Origin of the sequence: Pseudomonas sp. EA_65y_Pfl1_P113, assembly GCF_963970525.1 — a bacterium.
In the GTDB taxonomy this organism is placed as follows: domain Bacteria; phylum Pseudomonadota; class Gammaproteobacteria; order Pseudomonadales; family Pseudomonadaceae; genus Aquipseudomonas; species Aquipseudomonas tritici.
On sequence record NZ_CAXAQM010000020.1, the window covers coordinates 1 to 23,070 of the forward strand.

21 protein-coding genes and 1 riboswitch are annotated in these 23,070 nt (G+C 60.4%); of the genes, 13 read left to right on the forward strand and 8 right to left on the reverse strand.

Going from position 1 to position 23,070, the window contains the following annotated elements; genetic code table 11:
* Nucleotides 1–171 precede the first annotated feature (171 nt).
* On the forward strand, nucleotides 172–1,005 hold the full coding sequence (gene mazG / locus AACY52_RS18310; RefSeq protein WP_339427397.1) for a nucleoside triphosphate pyrophosphohydrolase: 834 nt from the start codon (nucleotides 172–174) through the stop codon (nucleotides 1,003–1,005).
* A gap of 25 nt (nucleotides 1,006–1,030) precedes the next feature.
* Nucleotides 1,031–1,576, forward strand: coding sequence for a DUF2058 domain-containing protein (locus AACY52_RS18315; protein ID WP_339416692.1), 546 nt, complete (start codon nucleotides 1,031–1,033; stop codon nucleotides 1,574–1,576).
* A 101-nt stretch (nucleotides 1,577–1,677) separates the two neighbouring features.
* On the opposite strand, the gene AACY52_RS18320 is transcribed toward AACY52_RS18315, so the two are convergent.
* The 7 genes from AACY52_RS18320 to purM all read right to left on the reverse strand — a co-directional run bounded on the left by AACY52_RS18320 (nucleotide 1,678) and on the right by purM (nucleotide 10,268).
* The gene (locus tag AACY52_RS18320; RefSeq protein WP_339416691.1) at nucleotides 1,678–3,798 is read right to left on the reverse strand and encodes a TonB-dependent receptor; all 2,121 of its coding nucleotides are present in this window, start codon (nucleotides 3,796–3,798) and stop codon (nucleotides 1,678–1,680) included.
* 11 nt (nucleotides 3,799–3,809) lie between these two features.
* On the reverse strand, nucleotides 3,810–5,021 hold the full coding sequence (locus AACY52_RS18325) for an MFS transporter (protein ID WP_339416690.1): 1,212 nt from the start codon (nucleotides 5,019–5,021) through the stop codon (nucleotides 3,810–3,812).
* Nucleotides 5,011–6,936 (reverse strand): IucA/IucC family protein, encoded by a 1,926-nt coding sequence (locus tag AACY52_RS18330; protein ID WP_339416689.1) that lies wholly within the window; start codon nucleotides 6,934–6,936, stop codon nucleotides 5,011–5,013. Before AACY52_RS18330 ends, AACY52_RS18325 begins: the two co-directional genes overlap by 11 nt.
* Before the next feature lie 382 nt (nucleotides 6,937–7,318).
* Nucleotides 7,319–7,507, reverse strand: coding sequence for a hypothetical protein (locus AACY52_RS18335; protein WP_078738442.1), 189 nt, complete (start codon nucleotides 7,505–7,507; stop codon nucleotides 7,319–7,321).
* 330 nt (nucleotides 7,508–7,837) lie between these two features.
* Nucleotides 7,838–8,551, reverse strand: a complete 714-nt coding sequence (locus AACY52_RS18340; RefSeq protein ID WP_339416688.1) for a DUF3108 domain-containing protein — start codon at nucleotides 8,549–8,551, stop codon at nucleotides 7,838–7,840.
* Nucleotides 8,552–8,559: 8 nt separating this feature from the next.
* Nucleotides 8,560–9,210 (reverse strand): phosphoribosylglycinamide formyltransferase, encoded by a 651-nt coding sequence (gene purN / locus AACY52_RS18345; RefSeq protein WP_339416686.1) that lies wholly within the window; start codon nucleotides 9,208–9,210, stop codon nucleotides 8,560–8,562.
* The gene (gene purM, locus AACY52_RS18350; RefSeq protein ID WP_314559612.1) at nucleotides 9,210–10,268 is read right to left on the reverse strand and encodes a phosphoribosylformylglycinamidine cyclo-ligase; all 1,059 of its coding nucleotides are present in this window, start codon (nucleotides 10,266–10,268) and stop codon (nucleotides 9,210–9,212) included. Before purM ends, purN begins: the two co-directional genes overlap by 1 nt.
* Before the next feature lie 355 nt (nucleotides 10,269–10,623).
* Here purM and AACY52_RS18355 point away from each other — a divergent pair, with 355 nt between their 5' ends.
* The 5 genes from AACY52_RS18355 (at nucleotide 10,624) to AACY52_RS18375 (ending at nucleotide 15,203) form a co-directional block, all read left to right on the forward strand.
* A complete protein-coding gene (locus AACY52_RS18355; RefSeq protein ID WP_339436329.1) occupies nucleotides 10,624–11,664 on the forward strand; it encodes a DUF2066 domain-containing protein in 1,041 nt (346 codons plus the stop codon).
* A gap of 32 nt (nucleotides 11,665–11,696) precedes the next feature.
* Nucleotides 11,697–12,770, forward strand: coding sequence for an AI-2E family transporter (locus AACY52_RS18360; RefSeq protein ID WP_339416683.1), 1,074 nt, complete (start codon nucleotides 11,697–11,699; stop codon nucleotides 12,768–12,770).
* 203 nt (nucleotides 12,771–12,973) lie between these two features.
* A complete protein-coding gene (hda, locus tag AACY52_RS18365; protein WP_305433881.1) occupies nucleotides 12,974–13,678 on the forward strand; it encodes a DnaA regulatory inactivator Hda in 705 nt (234 codons plus the stop codon).
* Nucleotides 13,679–13,888: 210 nt separating this feature from the next.
* The gene (locus AACY52_RS18370; protein ID WP_339416680.1) at nucleotides 13,889–14,518 is read left to right on the forward strand and encodes an NlpC/P60 family protein; all 630 of its coding nucleotides are present in this window, start codon (nucleotides 13,889–13,891) and stop codon (nucleotides 14,516–14,518) included.
* 145 nt (nucleotides 14,519–14,663) lie between these two features.
* Entirely contained in the window at nucleotides 14,664–15,203 is a 540-nt protein-coding gene (locus AACY52_RS18375) for a C40 family peptidase (RefSeq protein WP_339416679.1), read from the forward strand.
* Between the two features lie 82 nt (nucleotides 15,204–15,285).
* On the opposite strand, the gene AACY52_RS18380 is transcribed toward AACY52_RS18375, so the two are convergent.
* Nucleotides 15,286–16,599: a sorbosone dehydrogenase family protein gene (locus AACY52_RS18380; RefSeq protein WP_339416678.1), complete on the reverse strand. Its 1,314-nt coding sequence runs from the start codon at nucleotides 16,597–16,599 to the stop codon at nucleotides 15,286–15,288.
* A gap of 98 nt (nucleotides 16,600–16,697) precedes the next feature.
* Nucleotides 16,698–16,958, forward strand: a riboswitch (cobalamin riboswitch).
* 78 nt (nucleotides 16,959–17,036) lie between these two features.
* On the opposite strand from AACY52_RS18380, the gene cobO reads away from it, so the two are divergent.
* From cobO to AACY52_RS18410, 6 genes are read left to right on the forward strand one after another with little or no spacing between them, the layout of a single operon-like run.
* The gene (cobO, locus tag AACY52_RS18385) at nucleotides 17,037–17,648 is read left to right on the forward strand and encodes a cob(I)yrinic acid a,c-diamide adenosyltransferase (protein WP_339416677.1); all 612 of its coding nucleotides are present in this window, start codon (nucleotides 17,037–17,039) and stop codon (nucleotides 17,646–17,648) included.
* Nucleotides 17,645–19,045, forward strand: coding sequence for a cobyrinate a,c-diamide synthase (locus tag AACY52_RS18390; protein ID WP_339416676.1), 1,401 nt, complete (start codon nucleotides 17,645–17,647; stop codon nucleotides 19,043–19,045). The genes cobO and AACY52_RS18390 overlap by 4 nt, the downstream gene beginning before the upstream one ends.
* Nucleotides 19,042–19,692: a 5,6-dimethylbenzimidazole synthase gene (gene bluB, locus AACY52_RS18395; protein ID WP_339416674.1), complete on the forward strand. Its 651-nt coding sequence runs from the start codon at nucleotides 19,042–19,044 to the stop codon at nucleotides 19,690–19,692. Before AACY52_RS18390 ends, bluB begins: the two co-directional genes overlap by 4 nt.
* Nucleotides 19,689–20,597, forward strand: a complete 909-nt coding sequence (cbiB, locus tag AACY52_RS18400) for an adenosylcobinamide-phosphate synthase CbiB (RefSeq protein ID WP_339560686.1) — start codon at nucleotides 19,689–19,691, stop codon at nucleotides 20,595–20,597. Before bluB ends, cbiB begins: the two co-directional genes overlap by 4 nt.
* Nucleotides 20,590–21,579, forward strand: a complete 990-nt coding sequence (cobD, locus tag AACY52_RS18405) for a threonine-phosphate decarboxylase CobD (RefSeq protein ID WP_339416671.1) — start codon at nucleotides 20,590–20,592, stop codon at nucleotides 21,577–21,579. The genes cbiB and cobD overlap by 8 nt, the downstream gene beginning before the upstream one ends.
* Nucleotides 21,576–23,027: a cobyric acid synthase gene (locus tag AACY52_RS18410; RefSeq protein ID WP_339416669.1), complete on the forward strand. Its 1,452-nt coding sequence runs from the start codon at nucleotides 21,576–21,578 to the stop codon at nucleotides 23,025–23,027. The genes cobD and AACY52_RS18410 overlap by 4 nt, the downstream gene beginning before the upstream one ends.
* The last annotated feature ends 43 nt before the right edge of the window (nucleotides 23,028–23,070 follow it).

Sequence of the window (23,070 nt, forward strand, 5' to 3'; positions counted from 1 at the left end):
CGTGATCGGCAGATGCGCGCCTTGGAACGCAAGGCACGCAAACTTGGATTGCAGCTGGTTAAAGCGGCTTAAATTTTAAGAGCAAAAACAATGAGTTATTTTTTGTTTGATAAGAGCGGGCTTGCTCTCACACTTGATCAGCGGCGTTCCTTTTTGATTAGGCACAAATTGATGTATTCACTGGATGACCTGCTGCACCTGATGAACCGTCTGCGCGACCCGCAATACGGCTGCCCGTGGGACATCAAGCAAACCTACGCCACTATTGTCCCGCACACGCTGGAAGAAGCCTACGAAGTCGCCGACGCCATCGAGCGCGGCGATTTTGATCACCTGCAAGGCGAGTTGGGCGACCTATTGTTCCAGGTGGTGTATTACAGCCAGTTGGCGCGGGAGGAAGGGCGCTTCGAATTTGCTGGGGTGGTCGACAGCATCACGCGCAAGCTGATCCGTCGCCATCCCCACGTATTCCCCACCGGCGATCTGTATGCATCGCTGGATATCCCGCAGCTGAGCGAAGACCAGATCAAGCAACGCTGGGAGCAGATCAAGGCCGAGGAGCGTGCGGAAAAATCCGACGCACCGGAGCAACTCTCCCTGCTGGACGATGTGCCCGCCGCTTTGCCAGCCCTGTCCCGTGCCGCCAAGTTGCAAAAACGCGCCAGCCAGGTGGGCTTCGATTGGCCTTCAGCATTGCCGGTGGTGGATAACGTGCGCGAAGAGCTCGATGAAGTGCTCGAAGCCATGGCCGATAACGACTCGGTGGCTATTGCCGATGAGGTCGGCGACCTGCTGTTTGCGGCGGTCAACCTGGCCCGTCACCTCAAGGTCGACCCGGAAACCGCACTGCGTGGCGCCAATGCCAAGTTCGAACGACGTTTCCGATTTATCGAACAGGCATTGCGCGATACCCATCGTCCCATAGAAGATTGCACCCTCGAAGAGTTGGACGCCCTGTGGGGCGAAGCCAAACGTCAGGAAAAGAACATGTCCAGCTGCGGTTGAGCGGCTGCCTAAGTGAGTAAGCACCATGAGCATTTCCCTCCGCGATCAGTTGCTCAAAGCAGGTCTGGTCAACCAAAAGCAGGCCAAGCAGGTCGGCAAAGACAAACAGAAGCAGCAGCGCCTGGTCCACAAAGGCCAGATCGAGGCTGACGACACCCAGGTCCGCCTGGCAGCCGAGGCAAAGGCCGAGAAGATCAAGCGCGACCAGGAGCTGAACCGCCAGCAGCAGGAAAAAGCCGAGGCCAAGGCCCGCACGGCCCAGGTCAAGCAACTGATCGAAACCTCGCGCCTGCCCAAGCTGACCACCGAGGACTACTACAACTTCGTGGATGACAAGAAGGTCAAGCGCCTGTCGGTCAACACCTTGATGCGCAACAAGCTGAGCAACGGCTCCCTGGCGATCGTGCATCACGGCGGCAGCTATGAGGTGATCCCGCGCGAAGCAGCGTTGAAGATCCAGGAGCGTGCGCCGGAGCGTATCGTGCAGCTCAATATCCTCACCGAAAGCCAAGTGCCGGATGAGGATGATCCTTACGCCGCCTACCAGATCCCGGATGACCTGATGTGGTAAGGCGGTAAAAACAGCCATGTGGTGAAGGGCTTGCCCCTGCCAAGAAACACAAACCCCGCTCAAAAGGCGGGGTTTGTGTTTTAACCAGTAGCGTCAGCCGATCACCAATCCACTGCGTAACTCAGGCTGAAGGTACGACCTTGGGCATTCGGGTACGGTGCACGCGCGTTGGCCTGGGCGAACATGTTTTGGTAGTTGCGGTTAGTGAGGTTGTACACCGCACCTTCGAGACGACCTACCGGCAACCTCACCGACCCCAATAGGTCAGCCAGCGTGTAGCCTTTGATGTCGCGGCCGTTGTTGTCTTTGAACGCGGCGTCATAGTCGGCCAGGCGCATACCTTGCAGGCGCAGGCTGTAGTCGCCACGGTCGTAGCCGACAAAGGCGGTGGTCTTGGCGGGAGAGATGCGTGTGGCAGGCAGGTCGATCCATTTGCCGTTCTGCTGGGTCTCGCCTTTGGCGTAGGCGTAAGTGCCGCCTACTGACCATTGATCGGTGAAGTTGTACGTCAGGCTGGTTTCAATACCGCGCACACGCTCTTTCTGATTGATCAGGCGCAGTACACGATCATTGGCGTCATAGAACTGGGTGACATCCGAGGTGTTTTCATACGCTGTGACGTTGGCCTGCCACTTGTCCCAATTGCCACGCCAGCCCAGCTCGTAGCTGTCGACCTTCAGCGCTTGGGCATTCAGGTTTTGAATGTCGTATTTGCTGTTCACGTCACGCAGGAAACGCTGGATATCCGGCAGGGAAAAGCCCTGGCTGAAGTTGATGAACACATCCTGGTTTTCGCTCAGGTGATACACCGCGCCGAGGTTATAGAGGGTGTCATCGTATTTGAGCGTGCCACCGGGCAGTATCGCGCGATTGCCGGTCTGGACGATTTCGCCATAAGCGATGCTGTCGGAAACCTCGCTTTCGATCCACTCGCGGCGTACGCCACCACGCAAGGTCCAGTCATCGATGTCGTAGGACAGCTGCCCAAAGATGGCTTTGGTGCTGGTCGCGATGTCGGGGCCGAGTTCGAACGTGGTGCCGGTCTTGGTGTAGGCCAGGCCGTTGACGCGGTATTGGTCGCCGCGCTGGCTTGAGGTTTCATGGTCGTAATCAGCGCCCCAGACGAGGTTGCCGGTGGCCGGGCCGATGTCCGGCATTTGCGTATCGATCGCCGCGCGCAGGCCGTAAACATCTTGCACGCTGTTGTTGTCGGATACCCCGGCGCGGCCACGCGACAGGTCCGGGAAGAACAACGCGTCGGCACGCCGCCAGTAACTTTCGACCTGCAAGCCCTGACCGTAGAAATCGTTGTCGGCGTAGTTGAGGTTGACCGCCTGGTTGTGGGTGAAGGGTTGGTCATCCAGGTCCAGGCCTTTGACCGCGACGGCGGTGTCGGTGATGCGTGGGTTCTTGGTGTAACGGGTGTCTTGCTCGTCCTTGTAGTCTTGCAGCGACAGGCTGATCTTCTTGTCGTCATCCAGCTCGTAGCCGAAGCGACCTTGCAGGTCATAGGTGTCGGTGTCCATGTTGCTGCCCTGGGACGTGTCCTGGGGAATGCGCTTTGCGTTGCCGTCGAACTGATCGTTGCGTTGTACGTAGTTACCCGAAACATACCAGTCCACCGGGCCCTGACGGCCCGTTGCGCTCTGGAATGTTTCGTAGGAGAAACCTTTGTGGCTGAGGTTGTTGCCGGCGGTCATGCCGATTTTGCTGCTGAAGGCCAGGTCTTCACCTTTGTTGCGCTTGGTGATGATATTGATGATGCCGCCTGACGCACCTGCACCGTAGACACTGCTGGCGCCGGATATCACTTCAATGCGCTCGATGCTTTCCGGTGCCACGCTGTTGAGCTGGCGGAAGTTGTCGCGCGTGGCGTTCTGGGACACACCATCGATCAGGATCAGCGTATTACGGCCGCGAAGCGTCTGGCCGAAGTTGCTCATGCCACCGCTGGAGGGAGCAATGCCCGGCACCAATTGCCCGAGCATATCCGCAACCCGGCGTCCCGCACCCGTTTGCTGGCGGATCTGGTCTTCGCTGATGACCTGCACAGAGCCAGGGATCGCCGCAATACTGGTTTCATTGCGTGTGGCCGAAACCACTGTTGCCTGTAATTGCAGGTTGGTGGGCGCTGGTGGGTTTTCTTCAACTTGATCGGCCCAGGCTGGGCCGCTCATAGATCCGAGCAGGGGCAGCAGGGCTGCCAGTTGCAATTTGTTCATGACCTTGCCTTTCAGTTATTAGAAGTATTGACAGAAAAACCGGATGAATCGGGTGTTCGGGTGAGCGAACGGATTGCGCGAATACCCAGGGCGGCCAAGGCATAAGTGAGCGCGACCAGCCAAAAGCTGTGCGCCAAGCCCACCATCGCCATGCCGATGCCGCCCATCAAGGCGCCGCACAGCGCGCCGGCTTTGGCGGCGCTATTGCCCATGCCCAGAGCAAAACCCTGTTGGCTGGGCGCAACGGTATTGGCGATCAACGTGTAGGCGACGGGCAGCAACGCGCCTTGCCATACGCCCCACAGCAACCGGCTGGCGAGGAAGCCCAGCCATTCGTTGGCCATCGCCGTGAAGGCAAGCGTCAAGGCGCAGGACCACGTGACCCATTCGATAATGCGCAGCGTGTGTGCCGGTTGATGTCGGTCAAACAGCCGCCCCCAAAGCGGGGCGGACAGGGCCAGCGTGAGGGCGCTGGCGGCATAGCTGGCGCCGATCAACCATGCGGGTGCGTCTAAAACGTCGGCGACGTAGAGGGCGTAAAACGGCTGAGGCATCATCTTGGCAGCCTGAATCAATACGATGATCCCCAGCATTGCGCCGAGCCAGCCTTTGGGCAGTGCGGCGGGGGCGGACGTGCGCGTTGGCCGCGAGCGCGGCGCATCGCTGGGCAGGAACACGCTGATCACTGCACAGACCAGGCAGACGGCGGTGGCGCTGTAGCACAGCAGTGCGAAGCCCGAGATATCCATCAGCCAGCCGCCCAGCACCGGCCCAGCCAGTGACCCCACTGCGGTTGCCGATTGCAGTCGCGCCAGAATGTGCCCGCGCCCGCCATCACCACAGTAGGCCAGTGCGTAGGCTTGGGCCGCTGCGATAAAGCCGGCCAACGCGCCTTGCGCCACCCTGATCGCCACCAGCAGCCACGGATCGAAGGTGATAGCGGCCAACGCCTGGCACACCGCCAGCGCCAGCAGCGCCCGAATGATCATCGGCTTGTGGCCGGTACGGTCACCCAGGCGCCCCCACATTGGCGTCAGGATCATCGCCGCCATCATCGGCCCGGCATACACCAGCGAAGACAGCAGGCCGGTGTACTGGGCATTGGCCACGCCGAGCAGCTTCTGGATCTGCAAGGGCCAGAAGGGGCCGCTCATTTCCATGGCCCCCATCGACACCAGTTGAATCACCACCAGCAGCCGCAGCGCGGTGTGGTTAGCTGCCATTGGCGGCGGCACTCAGCGGGTTGGGCAGCCGCCCGACGATGTCGGCATGGCTTTCCAGCAGGCGCATGCGCATGAACGACTTGGCCGGCCAGTCCTGCTCCATCAGGGCTTCGCGCTCGGTTGCCCAGCGCTGTGGTTCGACCTGGCTGCGCAAGTCGTCGAAACACTGGCTGACTTGGGCCGACAGTTCATTCCAAAGTAACGCCTGGGGGATATCGAAGTGGCGGGCACTGAGCAATACCAGTTCGCCCAGGTGGCACATGAATACCGTGTGCAGCAGCTTGTCACGTACAAAGCCCGCGTCGTCATACAGCGTCATCTTGGGGTCGTGCAGTTCGATATCCAAACCGTGGGCGTGCAAGGTCTTGCGGTCGATTCGAATATCACCGAAGTCACGCAACAACAGGCGGTTCAATTGGCCGTCTGCGGCCATGACCATGAAGGCGTTCTGCTGGTGGGCCTCGAAGGCAACGCCATAGCGCAGGTACATGCCCAACAGTGCCGGTACGGCGATCGCGGCATAGTCGCGAAAGAACGCAAGCATGGCATCGGCGTCCTCCAGGCCTTTGCTCAGGCGTACCCATTGCCTCAGCAGCGGCTGGCCGTGCTGGTCGATGGCAAACAGGCTGCCCACCGGCACAGCCATTTCGCCCGGTTGGAGCAGGCTCTGCGGGTTGTCGCGGTAGAGAACGGCGAGGTGACGGGAGTGCTCATCATTGGCCGGTTGGGGTTTGAAATGCACGCCGATCCGCTCGGGGACGATGCGCAGGATTCGCTGAATTGCGGGCTCGCGCTCAAGGATCGTCAGCAGCAACTGGCTGATTCGCGGGCCCATGCGCGCCGAGCGTGGCGAAACAGTTCGTTGCACACTGGTCAGCCGTAGTGAGACCGGGAGTTTGACCATCGGCGCGTCGCGGCTGCCTTCAGGCAGCACGGTCCTGAACGACATGGTCGGGTGGGCGGTAAACGCGACGATATCGGTCAGCACCAGCAGCTTGTCACCGATTTCGTTGGCGAACAGTTGCGGTAGCTCCTGGCGTGCCTGCCAAGGGTGAGCAGGCAGCGGTAGGTACTCAGCCGCCTCAAGCCCCTGCGCTGCAAGCGCTGCGGTCAACTGCAGGGCTGCCTGTGGAAAATGCTGTTGCCACCACTGCCAGTAATCTGCGGTATCGGCCAATACTTCGACATGGGCATATTGGCGGTGGAGCGCGCAAAGGAATACCGGGAAGCGCGCTTCGAACTCCGGTGAGAAATCAATCACCTGGTCGGTAGCCAAGCCCAACTTGGTCTTGTAGTTGGGGTGCCATGGGTGGCCCAGCGTGCCCCATTGTTCAAGCACGGACGTAGCGTTGGTCACACTCGCATCGTTCTTGAGGTGGCTGAGCAGATTGTGCTGATGGGCCGGGTCCATTGCTGCGTGCAGCTTGAGTGTCCACTGCGCGTGAAAGGCAAGGCATAGCGTGTCGTTGACAAAGCTGTCATCGATTTCGGTATTGAGACGGCTCAAGACGTTCAGGTCGGCCGATGATTCGAGGCTGTTGTTAAGCAGCGTCAGTAATTGCGACGGGAATTGAATGTTCTGCTCGGTCTGGTCATTACGTAGCAGCGTGACCTGGCCACGCAGGTCCCAACTGCCCATACGGCCGGGGCGCAGGTGATCGAAGCGCAGGCGGGTTTGGTCAGGCAGTGCCAGCCAGCAGTGGCCGCGTTCGTCATAGGTGCGAGTGTTGGGGTCCAGCAGGCCTTCACGAAACAGTGCCTGGATCAGACGTTGGAAACTGCGTTCGGCGGCGGGCGCCAGCGTGTTGATCAGTGCATCAAGGCTGATGTGATTGGCGAGGAATTGCGGCGTGGCCAGTGCTTCACCCCAGCGCTCAAGCAGTAATTTTTCCGGCGTGCTGTTGTGGCCATGCATGAAGTCGAATTCCTTATCCGCGGTCCTGGGTGAAAAGCGTGCGAATGGTATCGAGAATTATTAACAAATGTCTATTTTTTGTTACGCTTTTTTCGCAACCGTTTATTCAAGCGGTCGGAGGGCGTGACTTGCCGGCAAATATTGCGGTCAGGGATAGGCTGTGACATGGCCTGGAGGCGTCTGGAACAGGCCAGTTCAGGGGGGCTTGGAATGGCGTGCATTACCTGGACTGTGACTGTGTAAGTTATGTCTGCTTTTGTACGATTGCACAGTCGTGTAGGGACATAGCGGCTTCTAAAACGCAAAAAACCGCGCATCGGGCGGTTTTTTTGTGGAGGCGGCCCGGCTGCGTGGGGCCGGGCGTCTACGTGATATCAGCGTTTCAGGAGCTTTGTGCCTGGCGTTTCATCTCAAGAGTTTCGAGCTCGTTTTTATAATTGTGGGCTTCGTTCTCGTTGTGGAACATGCCGACCAGTTGGTCTTGTTGATGGACATCCCAGATGTGAATCCCATGGCCCAGTGCTTCATGAGACATGTGTGCATCGTCGCGTTCAGTTACTTTTACAGTCATCTGCTTGCTCCAATCTCTGGTTGATCTGCGGCAAGTCGTCGCAGGCCTCTTTTATATGTTTTGTTAGCTTGCTAAGTAAACCGGTTTTGCCCGCAACAATTCAGTGCACAAAACGCAACATTGCTACAGGCCCCATAAACCGTGACATTGCGTCGCAGGCGCCTGAGTTTTATGACAAAAGTTTCATGTTTGAGGGGGCGTTTATCTTGTGTTGATCCTCCGCCACCTTCGCGAGCAAGCCAGCGATAGCGGTAGAACGTCCAGCCCAAAACCTGCAGGCGAAAAAAAGCCTCGCATTCAGCGAGGCTACTTTTTCAGCTCATCAGCCTATCAGCTACCTTTGACAGCCTTACCGTCAACGGTGCCGTCCTGCAGCATGATGTTGTATTCCTTGCCGTCGGTCTCAACCTGGCGCAGGGCAACCAGGATGCCGCCCTCGTCCTTGGCAAACCACATCTGGGTGATGCGCTTGCTCTGCGACGGGTCGCGCACACGCTCGACCTTGATCGCGTCGATGGCGCCTACCTTGGTCTGGACCTTTTCAGGGCCGATGACGCGGAAGTCATAGGTATCGACGTCCGTGCCTTCGACCACACGGTAGCTCATGCTTTTCTTGCCGGCAGCCACGTCACGCTGGAGGGCGAGCTGGTAAGTCGACTTGTCGAGCATGCCACTTTCAAGGGTGACGTTGACCGGGTCTTTGTTTTCAAAACCGGTAACTTTCTTGGCGGATTGGTCGAAATCCAGATTGATCTTCTTCGCCTTACCCAGGCCGCCGCGTTCGAAGGTGTAGCTCTTCGGTTGCAGGGTGTCCTTGTCGAACACGATCACACTGGTTTCGGTCAGGCTGGCGATCATCATGGAGGCCTTGAAGTTCAAGGTCCAGGTGCCGTCGCTGTTCTTGGTCAGGCTGCGTTCTGCCGAACCACTCATGGGCAACTGTTTCCAGTCAGCGGTGTAGCTGGCGGAGAAGGGGTGAAGGTCTGCTGCTTGCACGGCAGGCAAGGCGAACAGCGCAAAAGCGAAGAGCAAGGCGCGACGCATAAAATCTCCTAGGTTCGAATCAAGTGGCCGCTGGCCGCGAGTAACTGACCGTCCAATAATGCACCCTGGTCGCCAAGAATCAACCGACCTTCGGCAAACCAGCGAACGGCCAGTGGGTAAATCCTGTGTTCCTGGGTGTGAACCCGTTGCGCAAGGCTCTGCGCCGAGTCGTCAGACTCTACCGGAACCACTGCCTGTACGACCAGAGGCCCGCCATCGAGTTCCTCGGTGACGAAGTGCACGCTGCAGCCATGCTCGCTGTCGCCGGCATCGAGCGCACGCTGGTGCGTGTGCATGCCTTTGTACTTGGGCAGCAGGGAAGGGTGGATATTCAGCAGCCGCCCTTCGTAATGCCTTACGAAATCAGCGCTGAGGATGCGCATGAAGCCGGCCAGTACCACGAGTTTGGGGTTGAAGGCGTCAATCAGTTCGATCAAGGCGCTATCAAAGGCCTCGCGACCTTCGAAAGCCGTGTGATCCAAGGCGCGGGTGTCGATACCCGCGTCCCTGGCGCGTTGCAGGCCATAGGCGTCGCTGCGGTTGGAGATCACCGCAGCGATGCGCACCGTGCTGTCGCCGGTGCGCGTGCTGTCGATCAGGGCCTGCAAGTTACTGCCGGTGCCGGAAAGCAGCACCACGACATCACAGGTCTGAGGCATCAGTGAGCCTTGAGGTTCTTCAGTTCAACCTGTGCCGCGCCTTCTGGGGCGGTGGCGATCTGGCCGATAACCCAAGGCTGCTCGCCGGCTTCACGCAGCACGTTCAGCGCGCTTTCAACGTGCTCTTGAGCCACGCAAATAACCATGCCCACGCCGCAGTTCAGCACGCGGTGCATTTCGGTTTCATCGACGTTGCCTTTCTCTTGCAGCCAGTCGAAGACCGCAGGACGCTGCCAGCTGGCCACGTCGACGATCGCCTGGGCGCCTTTTGGCAGGACGCGCGGGATGTTGTCCAGCAAACCGCCGCCAGTGATGTGGGCCATGGCTTTGACTGCGCCAGTGTCCTTGATCAGCTTGAGCAGTGGCTTGACGTAGATGCGCGTAGGGGCCATCAGCAGGTCGGTCAGCGGCTTGCCGTCGAGCTGGATGTTCTCGATGTCGGCGCCGGACACTTCGATGATCTTGCGGATCAGCGAGTAGCCGTTGGAGTGCGGGCCGGAGGATGGCAGGGCCAGCAGGGCATCACCGGCAGCCACTTTGGAGCCGTCGATGATTTCGGCTTTTTCTACAACGCCGACGCAGAAGCCGGCCAGGTCGTAGTCTTCGCCTTCGTACATGCCTGGCATCTCAGCGGTTTCGCCGCCAACCAGAGAGCAGCCCGACAGTTCGCAACCAGCGCCGATGCCGGTCACCACCTGGGTCGCGGTTTCGACATTGAGCTTGCCGGTCGCGTAGTAATCCAGGAAGAACAAGGGCTCAGCGCCGCACACCACCAGGTCGTTGACGCACATGGCAACCAGGTCGATGCCGATGCTGTCGTGCTTGTTCAGGTTCAGCGCCAGGCGCAGCTTGGTGCCCACGCCGTCGGTGCCGGAAACCAGTACAGGCTGCTTGTAGCCGGCCGGGATTTCGCAGAGGGCGCCAAAACCGCCCAGGCCGCCCATGACTTCGGGGCGCGCAGTGCGCTTGGCGACGCTCTTGATGCGTTCGACCAATGCTTCACCGGCGTCGATGTCTACACCGGCGTCCTTGTAGCTCAGGGAGGGTTGCTTGCTCATGATCCAGGCCTTTAGGGGGGATTCAGGGGTAACGACCGAGCGGGCAGGCGCTTTTGGTAAAAGGCCCAGCCGTTGACGGTCTGCGAAGGCGCGCGATTTTATCAGGCTTGAGGGGCAGCGGCCATCCTCGGGCCGACGGGCAGGGCCATATAGGTCAAAAAAGCAGGTTAAAAAAATGCTAATCGGCTCTGCTTCGGTACGTATTAAGGTATAGCCTTTAACCCGCTGTTGTTATGACAGTACAAAAACTGCCATGACCCTGTGAATGTTTTACCGGTGGCTGTGGTCACAGCCTTGCCAAACCGAGTTCACGCGGCCTGTTGCAGCCGCTAAATTTGTCGTTCGGGAATCTTCCATGCGTCTGTGTAACTTCTTCTTTGTAGGCTGCTTGTCGTTGGTCAGCCTGGCGAGTCATGCCGAAACACTCAATGGCCTTTATCAAGTACTTGAGCCCGTCAGCAGCCAGTCCCCGCAAGAGCGCGACCAGGCTACCCAGCGTGCCGTGCAAACCATGGTGATCCGCCTGACTGGTGACGCCAAGGCCGCCGAAGGCCCGGGCCTGGCGGCGATTCGCAAGGATCCGCAACAAATCATCACGCAATATGGGTACGACGCTGGCCCGCCGGAAAGCCTGCAAGTGGATTTTGATCCGGTCAGTACTGACCGCGCTTTGCGCGATGCGGGCCTGTCGATTTGGGGCAGCAATCGCCCCTCGATCCTCGGTTGGTGGTTGAACGATTCTACTGGAGGCAGCAGCCTGGTAGGCGATGGCCAGACCGTCGCACAGGCGCTGCGCCGCGCTGCGCAACACCGTGGCCTGCCGTTGCGTCTACCGCTGGGTGACCTGGATGAGCAGGTGGTCGCCACCGTGCCGAACTTGGAAAGTGCCGATGCCACACCGTTGCGCGCCGCCTCCGAACGTTACGGCGCCGACGCTCTGCTGGCCGTGCATGCGCGTCAGGAAGGCAGCCAATGGCAGGCCAAATGGCGCCTGTGGTTGGGCGACAAGAGCGAACAGGGCACGGCGCAAGGTGCCGACACGGCTGCCGTGGCCGATGCGGTGATGCTGGCGGTCAGCCAGAAATTGGCGCCGCGTTTTGCGGTCAAGCCTGGCGTGAGCACCGAGCAATTGCTGGAAGTGCAAGGCATGACCCTTGAGCGTTACGCCGCGCTGGGTCATCTGCTTGAGCCCTTTGGTGGCCAGCCCCAACGGGTGGATGGCGATCGCATCGTGTACCGCGTCAACGGCAGTGCCGATCAGTTACGTACCCAGTTGAGCCTGGCTAAATTGCAGGAGATTCCTGCCAGTGAAGCACCGGTCCAGCAGCCTGTGGCAGATAGCACTCAACCTGTTGCTGCACCTGAGCCTCAAGCGCAGCTGCGTTTTCGTTGGTAGTAGTTTTCTTCTTTATATAGATGGAGTGGTTTATGGCGGATACGCGTCGTTGGGTGTGGCTTGGCGGGATTGTCCTGCTGTGTGTATTTGTGTTTCTGCTGCATTCGATCCTGACGCCGTTCCTGGTTGCGTTGCTGCTCGCGTACCTGTTCGATCCCATGGTGGATCGCCTGGAAAAGGCTGGCTTGTCGCGTACCTTGGGGGTAGTGGCAGTGTTTGCGCTGTTTACCTTGATCATCACGGCATTGGTGTTGGTGTTGTTGCCAATGCTGGCCAAGCAGTTGTATCGCTTGTATGAACTGGCGCCGCAGATGCTCGATTGGCTGCAGCACACGGCGGTGCCGTGGGCCCAGGCCAAGCTCGGGCTGTCGGACGGCTTCTGGAAGTTCGACAAGATCAAGGCGGCCATCAGCGAACACATGGGCCAGACCACCGATATCGTCGGTGTCATCCTCAGCCAGGCAACTGCATCCAGCCTGGCGCTGATTGGTTGGTTGACCAACCTAGTGCTGATCCCGGTGGTGGCGTTCTACCTGCTGCGCGACTGGGACATTATGATGGCCAAGATCCGCAGCCTGCTGCCGCGCGATCGTGAGGAGCGCATTGTTTCCCTGGCAGGCGAGTGCCATGAGGTGTTGGGCGCGTTTGTGCGTGGCCAACTGCTGGTGATGCTGGCGCTGGGCATCATCTATGCTGGCGGCTTGATGGCGATCGGTCTGGAGCTGGGCCTATTGATCGGCCTGATCGCCGGCCTGGCCGCTATCGTGCCGTACATGGGCTTTGTGATCGGTATCGGCGCGGCGCTGGTGGCCGGGCTGTTCCAGTTTGGCGGCGACCTGTACCCGATGCTGGGGATTGTCGCGGTGTTCATGGTCGGCCAGGCGCTGGAAGGCATGGTGCTCACGCCGTTGCTGGTGGGCGACCGGATTGGTCTGCACCCGGTGGCGGTGATCTTTGCGATCCTGGCGGGCGGTGAGCTGTTCGGGTTTACCGGCATCCTGATGGCACTGCCGGTGGCGGCAGTGATCATGGTGCTGGTGCGCCATATGCACGATCTGTACAAGGATTCGGATGTGTACACCGGCGTTGTAGACCCCGAGCTGTAACCGCTTCGTAACAAACCCGGTCCTGGCCGGGTTTGTTGTTTCTGGAGCAGCAGCGCCAAACAATCTGCGCAAATCCAACAAGTTAACGCAAACCTTTGATTTTGCTTGTGGTCTGCTGCATTGTGCGCCCGGCGTCACGGGTATAAACTTTGCAAACTTTTCACAGAGGCCACTAACGGTTCGTTTGGAGCCGTTCAGTCAGCATGAAACCGATTCAGCTGCCCTTGGGTGTGCGTCTGCGTGATGACGCCACCTTTATCAACTACTACCCAGGCGCCAATGCCGCTGCACTCGGCTATGTCGAGCGGCTCTGCGAAGCCGACGCCGGGTGGACCGAAAGCCTGATCTATCTGTGGGGCAAGCACGGCGTAGGGCGTACTCACCTGTTGCAGGCCGCGTGCCTGCGTTTCGAGCAGATGGGCGAGCCGGCGGTTTACCTGCCCCTGGCTGAGTTGATGGACCGTGGTATCGGCATCTTCGACCACCTCGAGCAATACGAGCTGGTGTGCCTGGACGATCTGCAAGCGATCGCCGGCAAGGCGGACTGGGAAGAGGCGCTGTTTCACCTGTTCAACCGCCTGCGTGACAGTGGTCGGCGTTTATTGATTGCCGCCTCGACTTCCCCACGTGAACTTCCGATCAAGCTGGCTGACCTCAAGTCGCGTCTGACCCTGGCGCTGATCTTCCAGATGCGCCCGCTGTCCGACGAGGACAAGCTGCGCGCCTTGCAATTGCGCGCATCGCGTCGCGGCCTGCATCTCACCGACGAGGTGGGGCATTTCATCCTCACCCGTGGCACGCGTAGCATGAGCGCTTTATTCGAGTTGCTCGAGCAGCTCGATCAGGCTTCCTTGCAGGCTCAACGAAAATTGACGATCCCTTTCCTGAAAGAAACGTTGGGCTGGTAACCCATTGAATTGAAGGGGGGGCGGCAATTTTCAGGCGCCAAAAAACCTGCGTTTGAGCCGAATTGGCCACGCATTTGAACCGATAAATGGAATGACGGCTTAGATGGCATAGTCCAATCGGGAAGTCACATAGACCACGATTGAATTTGCAAATCGATGTGATAGAAGGCATAGTCTCGGCTTCTTTACATACCAGCCACGGTCGTGCCCATGCTAAATCGCTTCGCACCCCTCGTGCCTCTCGCACTCGTTACCCTGTTGTTTGGTTGCGCATCCCACCCTCAACAGGTGGCAGAACAGCAAAAACCACAGGTTCAAAACCAGGCCAAATTTGTTGCTGCACAGTCTGCCTCTGTTTACGAAGAAGAGCTGGCAACTGAAAAAGAACTGGCCGATTTCTCCGGCAGCAAGCCTTACCAGCTTCCAGTTCTCGCCGACAGCATCCTCGAACGCGGCATGTCCCTGATCGGTACCCGTTACCGTTTCGGCGGTACCTCCGAAGCCGGTTTTGACTGCAGCGGTTTCATCGGCTACCTGTTTCGTGAAGAGGCGGGCATGAACCTGCCACGCTCCACTCGCGAAATGATCAACCTGAATGCACCGTTGGTCTCGCGCAACAACCTCAAGCCCGGTGATCTGCTTTTCTTTAGTACGGCTGGTCGTGGTCGCGTCAGCCATGCTGGTATCTACTTGGGCGATAACCAGTTTATCCACTCCAGTAGCCGTCGCAGTGGCGGTGTTCGAGTCGATAACCTGGGCTCCAGCTACTGGAGCAAAACCTTCATCGAAGCCAAGCGCGCACTCGCCATGGCCCCGACGACGGTTACCGCTAGCAAGTAAACTTAAAGTGATACTTGAAGTTTGACGTGTAAGCGCTAGAATCCCTGGACATTGTTGTAATCCGTTCGCGCGAGCTTTGCTTGCGCGTTCTGGTTTTCAGCGTTCGGCAGCGAAAAGCCGCATCCAGACCAGGATTGTTCTGCACATGTCGACCTCGGCCCGCCTGATTCTTATTGTTTGCGCCGCGCTGCTCAGCGCCTGTGCAAGCCGCCCACCGCCGCCCGCGCCTGTCGCGGTGAAGCCTAAGCCGGTGTTCAACTATTCCACCCAGAATTTCTCGCCTGTGGCTGAAGATGTGCTCTTCCGCGCGCTGGGCCTGGTCGGCACGCCTTATCGTTGGGGCGGCAACACGCCGGACTCCGGGTTTGATTGCAGCGGTTTGATTGGTTTTGTGTTTCGCGACGCTGCCGGCATCTCGCTACCGCGTACTACCCGTGAACTGATCGTGATGCGCGCCCAGGATGTCAGCGAGCAGAACCTGCAGACCGGCGACCTGCTTTTCTTCGCCACCGGTGGTGGTTCACAGGTCAGCCACGCCGGGATCTACGTGGGGGAAGGGCGCTTTGTACATGCGCCGCAGACCGGTGGTACGGTGAAGTTGGATACTTTGTCCAAGGCGTATTGGCAGAATGCTTACTTGAGTGCAAAGCGTGTGTTGCCGGCGAATCTGGCGCGGAATCCCTGAAAGCAGCGATAAGCTTCAAGTTGCAAGCTGCAAGACGGTGCAGCGCCACCTTGCAGCTTCAAGCTTAAGGCTTGCTGCTCCGCTATCTAGCGGCCGACACCCGCCACACCTTATTCCCTACATCGTCCGCCACCAGCAAATCCCCCTGCTGATCAATCACCACGCCCACTGGGCGGCCCATGGCGTTCTCGTCCTTATCGAGGAACCCGGTCAGCACGTCCACCGGCTGCCCTTTAGGCTGCCCGCCTTCGAACGGCACGAAGATCACCTTGTAGCCACTGTGCGGCTTGCGGTTCCACGAACCATGCTGGCCGATAAACGCGCCGTTGCTGAATTGCGCCGGGAGTTTGCTGCCCTCGGCGAATGTCAGTCCCAAGGATGCGGTGTGTGGGCCTACCGCGTAGTCCGGCGCAATCGCCTTGGCCACCAGGTCCAGATTCTGCGGTGTGACCCGCACATCGACGTGCTGCCCGTAATAACTGAACGGCCAGCCATAGAAGCCGCCATCCTTGACCGAGGTGATGTAGTCCGGCACCAGGTCGCTGCCGATTTCGTCACGCTCGTTGACCGCCGTCCACAGCTTGCCGCTCTGCGGCTCCCACGCCATACCGTTCGGGTTGCGCAGGCCAGAGGCGAAGATGCGGTGCTCGCCGCTGGCGCGGTCGACTTCCCAGATTGCCGCCCGGCCTTCTTCCGCTTGCAGGCCGTTTTCACCGACGTTGCTGTTGGAGCCCACGCTCACATACAGCTGGGTGCCGTCCTTGCTGGCCACCACGTTTTTCGTCCAGTGGTGATTCAAAGGCCCGCCCGGCAGGTCGACGACTTTGGTACCGGCTTGCTTGATCGCGGTGTCACCCGGTTGATAGGGGAAGCGCAGCAGCTTGTCCGAGTCAGCAACGTACAGGTCGTTGCCGACCAGTGTCATGCCAAATGGCGAATTGAGATTCTCCAAGAACACCGTGCGCGTCTCCGCGACACCATCGTGGTCGGCGTCACGCAGTAGCGTGATGCGATTCGGGCTCGGCACCCCGGCGCCAGCGCGGCCCATGACTTTCTCCATGACCCAGCCACGAATGCCCTTGGAATCATCCGGCTTGGGCGGCGCGTTGGTTTCCGCCACCAGTACATCGCCATTAGGTAACACATACAACCAGCGCGGATGGTCCAGGCCTTCGGCAAACGCCGCAACCTGGGTACCGGCGGCGGCCGTTGGCTTCACGCCCTCGGGCCAGCCGATGGCGGGGGCGATATTGACGGTGGGGATCAGGGTTTTGTTCGGTTCCGGCAACTTGGGCGAAGGCCCGGTACCGTCAGAGACCTGGAGGGTGGAGCTTTCACCGCAGGCGGCGAGGCTGCCGGCGACCAGGATGAGTAGGGCAAGTCTTGTTTTATGCATGGTGTTCTCCTTATACCTGTAAGGGTAGAGGCGAACGGCGGTGCGATGGTTCAAGTGCAAGGTCAGCTTTCATTGACGCTCCACCCCCAACCCACTAACCTTCGCGGCTTGTTCCAGGTGCTCTGTGACCTATGGGTCGACCGAGTGAAACAGGGAAGCCGGTGAGTGAGCGCACTTGTACACAGTGCTGCCGCGATTCCGGCGCTGCCCCCGCAACGGTAGATGAGTCAAGACGCTGCCTTTTGCCACTGTATCGCCTCGCGATATGGGAAGGCGCAACGTCGGCTTGCTCGCTCTTTCAATCAAGAGAGGAGCGCCACTCATGAGCCCGGAGACCGGCCTGGTACATCCAACAGCATCACGGTGGGCGATGCTTGGCTGTCTGTTTTTCTTTTTTCCTGCCCGCCGTTTTTGTCCAGCCCCAACGGAGAGCTGCCATGACCGATTCCCCCGACCGCGACGAACGCCACCTGGCGCGCATGCTGCGCAAAAAAGCCGTGATCGACGAGCGCATCGCCAACTCCCCCAACGAGTGCGGGCTGCTGCTGGTATTGACCGGCAACGGCAAAGGCAAGAGCAGCTCCGCATTCGGCATGCTGGCCCGGGCCATGGGCCATGGTATGCAGTGCGGTGTGGTGCAGTTCATCAAGGGGCGCTACAGCACCGGTGAAGAGTTGTTCTTCCGCCGATTCCCCGAGCAAGTACGTTTCCACATCATGGGCGAAGGCTTCACCTGGGAAACCCAGGATCGCCAACGTGACATCGCCGCGGCCGAAGCCGCCTGGGCGGTGTCCCGCGAACTGCTGCAAGACCCGAGCATCGGTATGGTCGTGCTGGATGAGCTGAACATCGCCCTCAAGCACGGCTACCTCGAACTGGACCAGGTGCTCAGTGACTTGCAGGCCCGCCCGCCGATGCAGCACGTGGTGGTCACCGGCCGTGGCGCCAAGCCCGAGTTGATCGAAATGGGTGACACCGTCACCGAAATGGGCATGCTCAAGCACGCGTTCCAGGCCGGTATCAAGGCACAGAAGGGCGTCGAACTTTGAATCAGCCCCGTCATTGCCCGGCCGTATTGATCGCCGCACCGGCGTCCGGCCAGGGCAAAACCACCGTCACCGCCGCGCTGGCCCGATTGCACCGCAACCTGGGTCGCAAGGTGCGCGTTTTCAAATGCGGCCCGGATTTCCTCGACCCGATGATCCACGAGCGCGCCAGCGGTGCGCCGGTGTATCAATTGGACATGTGGATGGTGGGCGAGCAGGAAAGTCGCCGCCTGCTGTGGGAAGCGGCGGGCGAGGCGGACCTGATCCTGATCGAAGGCGTGATGGGCTTGTTTGACGGCACACCGTCCAGTGCCGACCTGGCACGACACTTCGGCGTGCCGGTACTGGGCGTGATCGACGGCACGGCCATGGCCCAGACCTTTGGCGCCCTGGCATTGGGCCTGGCGCGTTATCAGCCGGACTTGCCGTTCGCTGGGGTGCTGGCCAACCGCGTTGGTACGCTGCGCCATGCGCAATTGCTGGAAGGCAGCCTCACCGAAGGCCTGCGCTGGTACGGCGCGTTGTCCCGTGAGACCGGTATAGAGCTGCCTAGCCGTCACCTGGGACTGGTGCAAGCCAGCGAACTGAATGACCTTGATGTGCGCCTGGACACCGCTGCCCAAGCCTTGGGCAGCAGTTGCGAAGTGGCTTTGCCGCCGCCGGTCGCCTTTGCGGCACCGGAAGTGATCGAGGCCGAGCCACTGCTAAATGGCGTGCGTATTGCGGTGGCCCGCGACGAAGCCTTCGCCTTTACCTACGGCGCAAGCCTTGACCTGTTGCGGGCCATGGGCGCGGAGCTGAAGTTTTTCTCGCCCATTCACGATCGCGTATTGCCTGATGCCGACAGCCTCTACTTGCCCGGCGGTTACCCGGAGCTGCATCACCAGGCGCTGTCGGAAAACACCCCGATGCTCGACGCGATCCGCGCTCACCATGCGGCCGGCAAACCCTTGCTCGCCGAATGCGGTGGCATGCTCTACCTGCTGGACTCGCTCACCGATGTCGACGGCACCCGCGCCGAACTGGTGGGCCTGTTGCAGGGCGATGCGGTGATGCAAAAGAAACTGGCGGCCCTGGCGCTGCAAAGTGTCGAGTTGCCGGAAGGCACGCTGCGCGGTCACACCTATCACCATTCCCTGACCAGCACCGACTGGCAGCCGATTGCCAGGGGTTTGAGCCCCAATGGTGGGCGCGGTGCCGAGGCGGTTTACCGTCAGGGACGGATGACGGCTTCTTACGTGCATTTTTATTTTCCGTCGAATCCAGCCGCTGTAGCCGCACTGTTTGCGCCAGGCCGGGATGTCGCTATCGCAGGCAAGCCACACACATCGACAGTGTTAACAGATCAAAATGTGGGAGGGGCGGTGCGACGATTCGACTTGCCCGCGATGAGGCCATGACTGACAACGCCTTTCCCGAAGCTGACCGCCAAGCCGTCTACCGCGCCATCGCCGAACGCCGTGACATGCGCCACTTCAGTGGCGGCACTGTCGCCCCCCAATTGCTGCACCGTCTGCTCCAGGCCGCGCACCAGGCCCCCAGCGTCGGTCTGATGCAACCTTGGCGTTTCATCCGCATCAGCGATCGCCAACTGCGTGGGCAGATTCAGCAGTTAGTAGAAGAAGAGCGCATACGCACCGCCGAAGCCCTGGGCGAGCGCTCCGACGCGTTCATGAAGCTCAAGGTCGAAGGCATCCACGACTGCGCCGAAGTGCTGGTGGCGGCGCTGATGGATGATCGCGAGCGACACATCTTCGGCCGTCGTACCTTGCCGGAAATGGACATGGCCTCGCTGTCCTGTGCCATTCAGAATCTGTGGCTGGCCGCGCGTGTCGAGGGCCTGGGCATGGGCTGGGTCTCGTTGTTCGAACCCCAGGCCCTGGCCGATCTGCTCGGTTTGCCGCCCGGCGCGAAACCCCTGGCCGTGTTGTGCCTGGGGCCGGTAACGGAGTTCTACCCGGCACCGATGTTGCAACTCGAAGGCTGGACCGAGCCTCGGCCGCTGAGTGATATGTTGTATGAGAATGTGTGGGGAGTGAGTCAATGAGTGTGGCCTTGCTGTGCGTCGCTGCAGTGGCGCTGGATGCGCTGCTGGGCGAACCCAGGCGCTGGCATCCGCTGGTGGCATTCGGCAATTTCGTCGGGCGCATCGAGCAACGTTTCAACACCGGTGGCCGTGGCTGGCGCAGCCATGGCGTGACCGCGTGGTTTATCGCCGTAGTGCCGCTGACCCTGCTGGCCACGGCGTTGTCGTGGGCGCCGTATATCGGCTGGGTAGTGGAGATTCTGGCGCTGTATTGCGCCCTCGGCATGCGCAGCCTCGGCGAGCATGTGATCCCGGTGGCCCAGGCCCTGCGCAGCGATGACCTGGAGGCAGCGCGCAAGCGCGTGAGCTACCTGGTCAGCCGCCAGACCAGCGAACTGGACCATACTGAAGTTGCCCGAGCCGCCACCGAATCGGTGCTGGAAAACGGCAGTGACGCAGTCTTCGCCGCGTTGTTCTGGTTCGTGGTGGCGGGCGTGCCGGGCGTGGTGCTTTATCGCCTGAGCAATACCCTCGACGCCATGTGGGGTTATCGCAACGAACGCTTTGAGCGCTTTGGTTGGGCTGCGGCAAAAATCGACGATGTGCTGAACTACATTCCGGCACGCCTGGTCGCCTTGACCTATGCCGTGCTCGGCAAGACCCGTCTGGCGCTCAAATGCTGGCGCACCCAAGGCCCGACCTGGGACAGCCCCAACGCCGGCCCGGTCATGGCTGCCGGTGCCGGCGCGCTCGGCGTTGAGCTGGGCGGTGCGGCGATCTATCACGGTGAAGTGCATCAACGTCCGCCACTGGGCGAAGGCCCGGCGGCGGATGCGGACGCCATCGACCGTGGCTGGCAACTGGTGCAGCGCGGCGTATGGTTGTGGCTGTTGATCCTATGCGTCGGGGGGCAGTTTTATGCTTGAGCACGGTGGCCGGCTGCGCAAGGCAGCGATTCAGTACGGAATTGCCGAAGCTGACTGGCTCGACCTGTCCAGCGGCCTGGCGCCCTGGCCCTGGCCGATCCCCGAGATCCCGCTGCGCGCCTGGGCGCGTCTGCCGGAAGCCGATGACGGCCTGGAGCAGGCCGCCAGCGAGTATTACGGCGCGGCGCATCTGTTGCCAGTAGCTGGCTCCCAGGCGGCGATTCAGTTGCTGCCACGTCTGCGTCGCGCCGGCAAAGTCGGGGTATTGTCGCCATGCTATGCCGAACACGCCGAAGCCTGGCGCCGCGCCGGTTACGTAGTGCGCGAAGTGCTGGAGCAGGAAGTCGACTTCTTTCTTGATGGCCTTGACGTATTGGTGGTGGTCAATCCCAACAACCCCACCGGCCTGAGCCTGAACCCGCAACGCTTGCTGGACTGGCACTCGCGGCTGGCCCAGCGCGGCGGCTGGTTGGTGGTGGACGAGGCGTTCATGGACGTGACCCCGGAATTGAGCCTGGCGGGCCAGGCGCATCAGGTCGGCCTGATTGTGCTGCGCTCGTTCGGTAAATTCTTCGGCCTGGCCGGTGTGCGACTGGGCTTCGTACTGGCCGAGCGCAAGCTGCTCAAGTTGCTGGCCGAGCAGGTTGGCCCTTGGGCGGTCAGCGGGCCGACGCGGGTGCTGGGCCAAATCTGCCTGCGCGACAGTGCCGGGCATGCGCGGCAACGCGCGCGCTGCATCGAGGCGAGCCAGCGCTTGTTTACCACGCTGGAGCGCCACGGCTTTCAACCTCAGGGCGGTTGCGCCTTGTTCCAGTGGCTGATCACGCCGCACGCCGAACGCATGCATGAATTCATGGCCCAGCGCGGCATCCTGCTGCGCCTGTTTGTCCATAACAGCAGCTTGCGTTTTGGCCTGCCGGATACCGATGCCGACTGGCAACGCCTGGACGAAGCTCTGGCCGCCTATAAGGACGCGACATGAGTACGTTGATGGTGCAAGGCACGACGTCCGACGCCGGCAAAAGCACCTTGGTGACGGCGCTGTGTCGCTGGTTGGTGCGCCAGGGTGTGCCAGTGGTGCCGTTCAAGCCACAGAACATGGCGCTCAACAGCGCCGTGACGGCCGAGGGCGGCGAGATCGGTCGTGCGCAAGCGGTGCAGGCCCAGGCGGCCAACTTGGCGCCGCACACCGATATGAACCCGGTGCTGCTCAAGCCCAACAGCGACACCGGTTCCCAAGTGATCATCCACGGCCGCGCTGTTACCAGCATGAACGCGGTGGCCTATCACGACTACAAAGCCATCGCGATGCAGGCGGTGCTGGCCTCCCACGCACGGTTGAGCCAAGCCTACCCCGTCGTGATGGTGGAAGGCGCGGGCTCCCCGGCGGAGATCAACCTGCGCGCCAATGACATCGCCAACATGGGCTTTGCCGAAGCAGTGGATTGCCCGGTGCTGCTGATCGCCGATATCAATCGCGGCGGGGTGTTTGCCCATCTGGTCGGCACCCTTGAACTGCTTTCGCCCAGCGAGCAGGCACGGGTCAAAGGCTTCATCATCAACCGATTTCGCGGCGACATTGCGCTGTTGCAACCGGGCCTGGACTGGCTGGAAGCGCGCACCGGAAAACCGGTGGTGGGCGTATTGCCCTACGTGATGGACCTGCATCTGGAAGCTGAAGACGGCATCGATCAGCGCCAGATCGATAAGGCTGCGCAGGTACTCAAGGTGGTGGTACCGGTGTTGCCGCGCATCAGCAACCACACGGATTTCGACCCGCTGCGTTTGCATCCCCAAGTGGACTTGCAATTCATCGGGCCAGGCCAGCCGATCCCTGCTGGCGACCTGATTATCCTCCCTGGCTCGAAAAGCGTGCGCAGCGACCTGGCCTATCTGCGTGCCAACGGTTGGGACAGCGCCGTGGCGCGGCACTTGCGCTACGGCGGCAAAGTGCTTGGCATCTGCGGCGGCTTGCAGATGCTCGGCGAGCAGGTGCATGACCCGCTGGGCCTGGAAGGGCTTGCCGGCTCCAGCGAGGGCCTTGGGTTATTGGCGTTCAGCACCACCTTGGAAGAAGAGAAACAGCTGCGCAACGTACGCGGGCGTCTATTGCTGGAAGATGCCGACGTCAGCGGTTATGAGATCCATGCGGGCGTGACTTCCGGCGAGGCTTTATCGAATGCCGCTGTGCTTCTCGATGACGGCCGCAGCGATGGCGCGCAAAGTGCGGACGGGCAGATCATCGGCACTTACCTGCATGGCGTGTTCGAAACCCCGGCCGCGTGCAGTGCGCTGCTGCGTTGGGCGGGGTTGCAGGATGTGCAGGAGGTCGACTACCACGCCTTGCGCGAGCGCGATATCGAGCGCCTGGCCGACTTGGTGGAGAACCACCTGGACACCGAGCTGTTACGCAAACTGTGCGGGATTTAATGGTGTGTGAATGCGCTGACTATTCAACTGATGCACTGCGATC

Bases quoted from the DNA above. Each gene is read 5' to 3' on its own strand.
- AACY52_RS18315 (WP_339416692.1), top strand. From the start codon at position 1,031: ATGAGCATTTCCCTCCGCGATCAGTTGCTCAAAGCAGGTCTGGTCAAC.
- AACY52_RS18340 (WP_339416688.1), bottom strand. From the start codon at position 8,551: ATGCGTCGCGCCTTGCTCTTCGCTTTTGCGCTGTTCGCCTTGCCTGCC.
- AACY52_RS18375 (WP_339416679.1), top strand. From the start codon at position 14,664: ATGTCGACCTCGGCCCGCCTGATTCTTATTGTTTGCGCCGCGCTGCTC.
- AACY52_RS18370 (WP_339416680.1), top strand. From the start codon at position 13,889: ATGCTAAATCGCTTCGCACCCCTCGTGCCTCTCGCACTCGTTACCCTG.
- AACY52_RS18410 (WP_339416669.1), top strand. From the start codon at position 21,576: ATGAGTACGTTGATGGTGCAAGGCACGACGTCCGACGCCGGCAAAAGC.
- AACY52_RS18325 (WP_339416690.1), bottom strand. From the start codon at position 5,021: ATGGCAGCTAACCACACCGCGCTGCGGCTGCTGGTGGTGATTCAACTG.
- mazG (WP_339427397.1), top strand. From the start codon at position 172: ATGTATTCACTGGATGACCTGCTGCACCTGATGAACCGTCTGCGCGAC.
- AACY52_RS18355 (WP_339436329.1), top strand. From the start codon at position 10,624: ATGCGTCTGTGTAACTTCTTCTTTGTAGGCTGCTTGTCGTTGGTCAGC.
- cobD (WP_339416671.1), top strand. From the start codon at position 20,590: ATGCTTGAGCACGGTGGCCGGCTGCGCAAGGCAGCGATTCAGTACGGA.
- AACY52_RS18330 (WP_339416689.1), bottom strand. From the start codon at position 6,936: ATGCATGGCCACAACAGCACGCCGGAAAAATTACTGCTTGAGCGCTGG.
- purM (WP_314559612.1), bottom strand. From the start codon at position 10,268: ATGAGCAAGCAACCCTCCCTGAGCTACAAGGACGCCGGTGTAGACATC.
- AACY52_RS18360 (WP_339416683.1), top strand. From the start codon at position 11,697: ATGGCGGATACGCGTCGTTGGGTGTGGCTTGGCGGGATTGTCCTGCTG.
- cbiB (WP_339560686.1), top strand. From the start codon at position 19,689: ATGAGTGTGGCCTTGCTGTGCGTCGCTGCAGTGGCGCTGGATGCGCTG.
- AACY52_RS18380 (WP_339416678.1), bottom strand. From the start codon at position 16,599: ATGCATAAAACAAGACTTGCCCTACTCATCCTGGTCGCCGGCAGCCTC.
- AACY52_RS18320 (WP_339416691.1), bottom strand. From the start codon at position 3,798: ATGAACAAATTGCAACTGGCAGCCCTGCTGCCCCTGCTCGGATCTATG.
- hda (WP_305433881.1), top strand. From the start codon at position 12,974: ATGAAACCGATTCAGCTGCCCTTGGGTGTGCGTCTGCGTGATGACGCC.
- bluB (WP_339416674.1), top strand. From the start codon at position 19,042: ATGACTGACAACGCCTTTCCCGAAGCTGACCGCCAAGCCGTCTACCGC.
- AACY52_RS18335 (WP_078738442.1), bottom strand. From the start codon at position 7,507: ATGACTGTAAAAGTAACTGAACGCGACGATGCACACATGTCTCATGAA.
- cobO (WP_339416677.1), top strand. From the start codon at position 17,037: ATGACCGATTCCCCCGACCGCGACGAACGCCACCTGGCGCGCATGCTG.
- purN (WP_339416686.1), bottom strand. From the start codon at position 9,210: ATGCCTCAGACCTGTGATGTCGTGGTGCTGCTTTCCGGCACCGGCAGT.